General features: G+C 37.1%; 8 protein-coding genes and 1 pseudogene. 3 read left to right on the top strand and 6 right to left on the bottom strand.

What is annotated here, in order from left to right:
• The 4 genes and pseudogenes from PVV59_RS09140 to PVV59_RS09125 all read right to left on the bottom strand — a co-directional run.
• A pseudogene (locus tag PVV59_RS09140) lies at nucleotides 1–364 on the bottom strand (hypothetical protein); the annotation flags it as partial.
• Nucleotides 361–762 carry a DUF1376 domain-containing protein gene (locus tag PVV59_RS09135; RefSeq protein ID WP_273755795.1) on the bottom strand — a complete coding sequence of 134 codons (402 nt, stop codon included), beginning with the start codon at nucleotides 760–762 and terminating at the stop codon, nucleotides 361–363. The pseudogene PVV59_RS09140 and the gene PVV59_RS09135, both read right to left, overlap by 4 nt.
• Nucleotides 752–1,099, bottom strand: coding sequence for a YdaU family protein (locus tag PVV59_RS09130; protein WP_273755794.1), 348 nt, complete (start codon nucleotides 1,097–1,099; stop codon nucleotides 752–754). The genes PVV59_RS09135 and PVV59_RS09130 overlap by 11 nt, the downstream gene beginning before the upstream one ends.
• Complete coding sequence (locus PVV59_RS09125) at nucleotides 1,092–1,568, bottom strand: crossover junction endodeoxyribonuclease RuvC (protein ID WP_273755793.1); 477 nt, start codon at nucleotides 1,566–1,568, stop codon at nucleotides 1,092–1,094. Before PVV59_RS09125 ends, PVV59_RS09130 begins: the two co-directional genes overlap by 8 nt.
• A 124-nt stretch (nucleotides 1,569–1,692) precedes the next feature.
• Between PVV59_RS09125 and PVV59_RS09120 the strand changes: the two genes are divergently transcribed.
• On the top strand, nucleotides 1,693–2,469 hold the full coding sequence (locus PVV59_RS09120; RefSeq protein ID WP_273755792.1) for a hypothetical protein: 777 nt from the start codon (nucleotides 1,693–1,695) through the stop codon (nucleotides 2,467–2,469).
• 11 nt (nucleotides 2,470–2,480) lie between these two features.
• Here PVV59_RS09120 and PVV59_RS09115 read toward each other — a convergent pair whose 3' ends face one another.
• Complete coding sequence (locus PVV59_RS09115) at nucleotides 2,481–2,846, bottom strand: hypothetical protein (protein ID WP_273755791.1); 366 nt, start codon at nucleotides 2,844–2,846, stop codon at nucleotides 2,481–2,483.
• A gap of 99 nt (nucleotides 2,847–2,945) precedes the next feature.
• Nucleotides 2,946–3,221 (bottom strand): helix-turn-helix transcriptional regulator, encoded by a 276-nt coding sequence (locus PVV59_RS09110; RefSeq protein ID WP_273755790.1) that lies wholly within the window; start codon nucleotides 3,219–3,221, stop codon nucleotides 2,946–2,948.
• Between the two features lie 93 nt (nucleotides 3,222–3,314).
• On the opposite strand from PVV59_RS09110, the gene PVV59_RS09105 reads away from it, so the two are divergent.
• Both PVV59_RS09105 and PVV59_RS09100 read left to right on the top strand, forming a co-directional pair.
• Nucleotides 3,315–3,968, top strand: a complete 654-nt coding sequence (locus tag PVV59_RS09105) for a LexA family transcriptional regulator (RefSeq protein ID WP_144755024.1) — start codon at nucleotides 3,315–3,317, stop codon at nucleotides 3,966–3,968.
• 19 nt (nucleotides 3,969–3,987) lie between these two features.
• Nucleotides 3,988–5,043 carry a type I restriction endonuclease gene (locus tag PVV59_RS09100; protein ID WP_273755789.1) on the top strand — a complete coding sequence of 352 codons (1,056 nt, stop codon included), beginning with the start codon at nucleotides 3,988–3,990 and terminating at the stop codon, nucleotides 5,041–5,043.
• Nucleotides 5,044–5,598: the final 555 nt, after the last annotated feature.

The following is a 5,598-nucleotide window of genomic DNA, read 5'->3' as shown; positions in this document are numbered from 1 at the left end:
TTTTACCTGGGTTTGCTATCCAGTAATTTGTGAACCGTTCGGTTTCTAACAGCGCCTCATCATGCGTTAATCCTTGATCGATTGCGTATTGCAAATTAGGTTCAAAATCCGCAGGCAATCGACAACCTCGATCAGTGTTAACCTGCTTGGCTTTTTTCGGAACGTTTTCTTGCTCGTGAAGGGGAGGTTGTTTGTTTTCTACCGCTTCGATTTGTTCTGATGTGCTCTCAACAGCAGCAGGCTCGATTGGTTCGTCAACCAAATCGTCTGTTTCTAAATTTTCAGAACCAATTTCTTTTTTTGCTAAAACGATAGTTTTAGTTTTTTTATTATATATGTTATTGTTTATGTTAATGTGTTTCATGATGACCTCATCATGACATCATCATGGTCTTTTGATGAGTCATCTTTGTGTTTTTTTCTCTTAGTATTCGCAGCTTTTATAGCTTTTTCTGAAAGTTTATTTAAATTCTCATTGCAATTTTTTAATTCTTCTTCAACATCGAGATTCCATAAACGACCATCTGCTAAACGAATAATATATCCTTCTTCTAGTAAAACATTCAAAGCTGTCTCAAATTTCTTTACTGAATAACCAGTGTAATGAGACAAAACTTTAATGTTACAAAAAAGAGGTTCACCAGTACGAAGCATGCGAAACCGCAATCTCATATAGATATTACCTTCTACAGGAGGTAAATAATCGACAACTACTGCCCACCTATCTGCAAAAAGCCTCGTCCACGGTAATTTAGTTGACATATTTTACCTCCTTTTCTTTATTATTATTAAAGGCAAAATTATCTAGCTCTTCACTGAGGTTATTGAGTTCTTCTTCAACGCGCGTATTCCACAACCCATTATCTGTCTCAACAAGTTTATTATTTCTCATGAGATATTCGACAATAGTCGCAAACTTTTTTTGTGAACAATTGCAAACACGTGCAAGCGTTTCAAAATCTTCTTTAATTGGTGCTTTTTTATCGTACATGCGAACAAGAAGCCTGATATAAACGCCTCTTTGTTCAGATGTCATTCCATTTGTACCACTTATCCAGTCATACAAATGGAATCTTATCCATGGCATTGCATTAGACATGCGCATCCCCTTCTTTTATTAAATATAAAATTGCTAAAGCATCTGCTTCGTTGTCGTCTTTAGGCGTATGTCCTTTGGAACATATTGCCTTAATCATTTCTTCTTTTGAGGCGTTGCCTTTTCCTGTTGTTGCTTTCTTAATCGTACCAACTGGAATGCCTTCATACGGTATCTGATGATGTTCACACCAAGCCGTTAAAGTTGCTAGAAAGCCACCATAAACATGCGCTGCATCAGTCCCCACATGCCGGCGTACTTCTTCAAAATACACCGCGTCAATTTCATCAACAGACCTCTTTAGTTCAGAAAGCCACTTCTTAAAGCGCAGATAACGCATACCACCGCCTTCAAAACGGCGTGATTGAAAATGTTCTGTATCACTTGTTATGTGACCATCAGCACCGCATATAGCCCAGCCAGTCTTGCTACCTAGATCAAGACAGAGAATGGTTTGTGCATGCGTGATCATAATCCCCCCTTAAGGCTCTACGTATTTATATGTGCGCTATGACAGAGCGCGTTGTGATTGCTTGTCTTGCAAAGATGTTTATGAAAAAGTATCCTCCCAACGATTCTAAAAAAGTGGGGGGAGTATGATGCAAGAGTGGATAGTTAATAAGGTTGTATTCTTATTGCATCGGATAAATGATAGTGCTGTATTTTTGCTGCACTGGATAAGTAATAATCTTACGATTGCTCCTATCATTGCTACTGTAGTTACTGGAATGGTGACACTTTTTGTGCAACAACGAAGCTTAAAAAAACAGCTTAAAATCTTCCAACGACAAACTACAGCATCAGAAACCCAGACAGCTATTCTATTAGAAGATAAAAAAGCACGGGATTTGGGACCATATTTGAAATTGAAGGCAGTATTCTTCCCACAAAAATATGAAGGCACTTCACGCGTTAGGGTGAAATTGTGCATTAAAAATCTTACTAGAGAAGATATAATGATAAGGAATATACGCATATCGAAAAAAAGTCCCTTTAAGTTTGTTAAAAATGCTTGCCCTTTCGTTAGATGGCCATCTAAAACTTCAGGTGTACACCTTGTCATTAAAAGAACAACTCCAAAACTCATTGCTTTATGTCCCCAAAATATAAAATCAAATGTTTCATCAGAGTTCGCTTTGAATTTTTTAATTATACGTGCTAAATGCTATACTTTTTTAGATTTCATAATTAGCTGTCGTAAGCCTAATTCCCACAACATTGCAAATTTTACACTTGACCACACTTCGATTGTTAACCCAGAGGAAACATTCACCGTTCATTTTTGGGCTTCATATCCTCGCTCAAAAGATACATATGATGAATTTGGCCCTGAATATTCCTTTTTGGCTGATAATCCTCATTTTTGGGATTAATGACACCAAAATTAAAAGCATTCTCCTGCAAAAATAAAATCGATCAATCTTGGTTCTTCTTTTTTGTTAATTAAGCAAATGATTTTATTATTTAATTTATCAATTAGCTCCATTTGTGAAGCCAACTTTAATCTTTGTTCATACAGTGTCTTATTTTTTTGCTTAATTAAAGAGGATAGGTTTTCAAGTACTACTTGCTGTTGTTCAATTGACTTATCTCGCTCTGCAAGAGTGGCTTCATGCCATCTCATCCAACTATCAAATTTTGACTTATGCCATTCTTTTTGTTTTTTAAGAATTGTTGTGTGAGTTTCGTGTCGTTTTACAAGATCTTCTACGCTACAGTCACGATATGGTACTTTTCTCCATTCTTCCACCAATCTATCTCCATTCTCGATTTTCGTGTTACAACCTATTAATCTACAAATCCGTGTGTAAAGTTTCTTCAATATCCCGTTTCTCATGATCTTTCTTCTTTAAGCCTGTGAATTATGCTGTGGGTGTTTGTTATCAGCTGTAGTAAGTGGCACGCCCACCTCTTCAAGAGAGGGGCGTGGGTATAAATCGACATACCAGTCAACGGGACGAACAATATCATTGGTTGTCTTTTCAATCTTTAAGACAATTTCAGGCTCAGGAAACCGCAAGCCGCGTAAATACCTGTTAATCGTACTCTGTGCTACGCCAACTTGCTTCCCAAATTCGGCTTGAGATAGTTTATTTCGTGTAAGATATGATTTCAATTTTTCCATAACTCAAATAAATACCATAAAAGACTTTTTAGTCAATAAAAAATACCTTTATGGACTTTGTTAAATAAGCAGTCTTGGTGTAAGGTTTAGAGCATGCATATAATTAAAAAATTGAGGAAAGATTTGGGACTCACACAGGTGAAATTGGCTGAAAAAGCTGGTACCACGCAACCTCAAATAAAACGGCTTGAAAAAGGTGAGCGAAAATTAACCAAAGAGTGGGCGGAAAAGTTAGCACCACATCTTGGTGTAAAGCCGTTTAATCTTCTTTTCCCAGAAAACGAGGAAATACATCCCATATCTAATGCTATTGGAATGATACCGGTGATAGGAAAAGTTGCTGCTAGCTCGTGGATGTCGGTCGAAGATATGGATTTTGGATTTGATGACATAGAATATGTACCCAGCACCTCGAAATACCCAGCTCACTTTCAATTTGCTTTAAAAATCCAGGGCAACTGCCTTAACAAAATTGCTCGTGATGGTGATCAACTTATTTGCGTAGACATAATAAAAGCCGGCATTAATGTGGAACCTAACGATCTCGTGATAGTTGAACGCAGCCGATTCAATGGTCAAATGATTGAGCGTACAGCTAAACGTATACGTCAAACTATTAGTGGATTTGAACTATGGCCTGAAAGTACTGAACCCAATCATCAAGAACCTATCAAAATAAATGGGGCAACTGATGGAGAGGAGATTCGTATAGTTGGGAAAGTTCTTTGGATTTTAAGAAAACCCTGAAAACAAAGGAGAAGCGGGAATGGGGACAGTAGACGAGAGCTTAAAAATAATAGCTGATAAAGTCAAAAATCATTCAGATACTATGTTAACTGAAGAAGCGGTCAAAACAGCGGTCGTTTTACCGTTTCTGCGCGCACTTGGGTATGATATTTTCGATCCACTTGAAGTCATTCCCGAGTTTACTGCTGATGCCGTTGGTAAAAAAGGTGAAAAAGTTGACTATGCTATCCGTATAGACGGTGAGATACGTATTCTTTTTGAGTGCAAACCGATATCTTGCGAATTGAGTTCAAAGCATTTAAGTCAATTATATCGATACTTTAGTGTAACGAATGCTAAATTCGCGATTTTGACAAATGGTCGATTTTTTCATTTTTACACAGATCTTGATGCTGCAAACAAGCTCGATAATAGGCCATTCCTTACTTTTGATGTAATAGAATACAATACTGTGGTACTTACAGAGCTTAAAAAGTTTGAACGCTCAGCATTTAATATTGAAAATATATTGGTGACAGCCGAGCAGCTCAAATATGTATCTGGAATAAAACAAAACATCCAAAAAGAAATAGAAAATCCGTCCGAAGGTTTTGTTCGTGTTGCTTGTGCGGATGTTTATGAAGGGCGCCTGACTGCTAATGTCTTAGAAATGCTCACAGGTGTTACTAAAAATGCGTTTCGCGAAGTAATATCTGATGCGGTAAAAAGTCGGCTTTCTAGCGCTTTACAAACAACAACTGAAACCGACAAGCAAGATAATATTGCTACATCTATTGGTAATGAACATGCCAAAATAACGACCGAAGAGGAAGTTGAAGGCTTCATGATTGTCAAGGCAATTGCGCGCGAAGTTATTTCTGCCGACCGTATTGTTATCAGAGATGCAAAGTCGTACTGCGCTATTTTAATTGACAATAATAACAGAAAGCCGTTGGTTCGACTGCACTTTAACAGAAAACATAAGCAACTAGCCCTTTTCGATACTGATATTGATGAAAAAGTCGGTATTGAAACGCTAGATAATATTTATGATTTTGCAGACAGAATAAGAGAAACAGCAAAAAAATATTTATAAGATATTCTACAACCTATGTATGCCCCGCTGAAGCGGGTTTTTTTTGTTCGTCCGCAGTTTTTATAAAAAACTACGGCGTTATCTACCCATCGATTGGCTCTGTCTGCACACTGCCCCAATTTTTCCTGCATATAAATTTCAAATACAGCTAACTGATTTATTTTTTTAAGGGATACTAGAAAGTATCATGCCTCTACACTGAACGCTACAATACTCAAACCGATTCGTAATAAATATTAAAGTTCATTTATAAAAAAACCACTTTAGCATAAAATGGCTTGACCATAATAATCCTTTACGGTATACTCCTCTATAACAACATATCACGAAGAAGCAAAAGCCGATCTGGTGTAGATTAAATTACATTAACACAAACAATCGCTATTAGGCGTTAGGGAGGGGAAATTATGGAAAAGCCAATTCTTATAAATTCTGATGAAATTTTATTAGTTACCTACGATGATGATCAAAACATTGCAGAGTCTGGACCGCTTGATGCAAGCCAAATTCTAAGCATTGTTGATGAGGGAGATGATGCCATCCAAATCTTTCGTA

It is taken from the genome of Bartonella sp. MM73XJBT.G (assembly GCF_028618435.1).
Lineage (GTDB): Bacteria > Pseudomonadota > Alphaproteobacteria > Rhizobiales > Rhizobiaceae > Bartonella.
Note: the sequence above shows the minus strand (reverse complement) of the source record. Positions and strands in the feature narration are given on the sequence as shown.

Bases quoted from the DNA above. Each gene is read 5' to 3' on its own strand.
- PVV59_RS09100 (WP_273755789.1), top strand. From the start codon at position 3,988: ATGGGGACAGTAGACGAGAGCTTAAAAATAATAGCTGATAAAGTCAAA.
- PVV59_RS09130 (WP_273755794.1), bottom strand. From the start codon at position 1,099: ATGTCTAATGCAATGCCATGGATAAGATTCCATTTGTATGACTGGATA.
- PVV59_RS09120 (WP_273755792.1), top strand. From the start codon at position 1,693: ATGATGCAAGAGTGGATAGTTAATAAGGTTGTATTCTTATTGCATCGG.
- PVV59_RS09135 (WP_273755795.1), bottom strand. From the start codon at position 762: ATGTCAACTAAATTACCGTGGACGAGGCTTTTTGCAGATAGGTGGGCA.
- PVV59_RS09105 (WP_144755024.1), top strand. From the start codon at position 3,315: ATGCATATAATTAAAAAATTGAGGAAAGATTTGGGACTCACACAGGTG.
- PVV59_RS09125 (WP_273755793.1), bottom strand. From the start codon at position 1,568: ATGATCACGCATGCACAAACCATTCTCTGTCTTGATCTAGGTAGCAAG.
- PVV59_RS09110 (WP_273755790.1), bottom strand. From the start codon at position 3,221: ATGGAAAAATTGAAATCATATCTTACACGAAATAAACTATCTCAAGCC.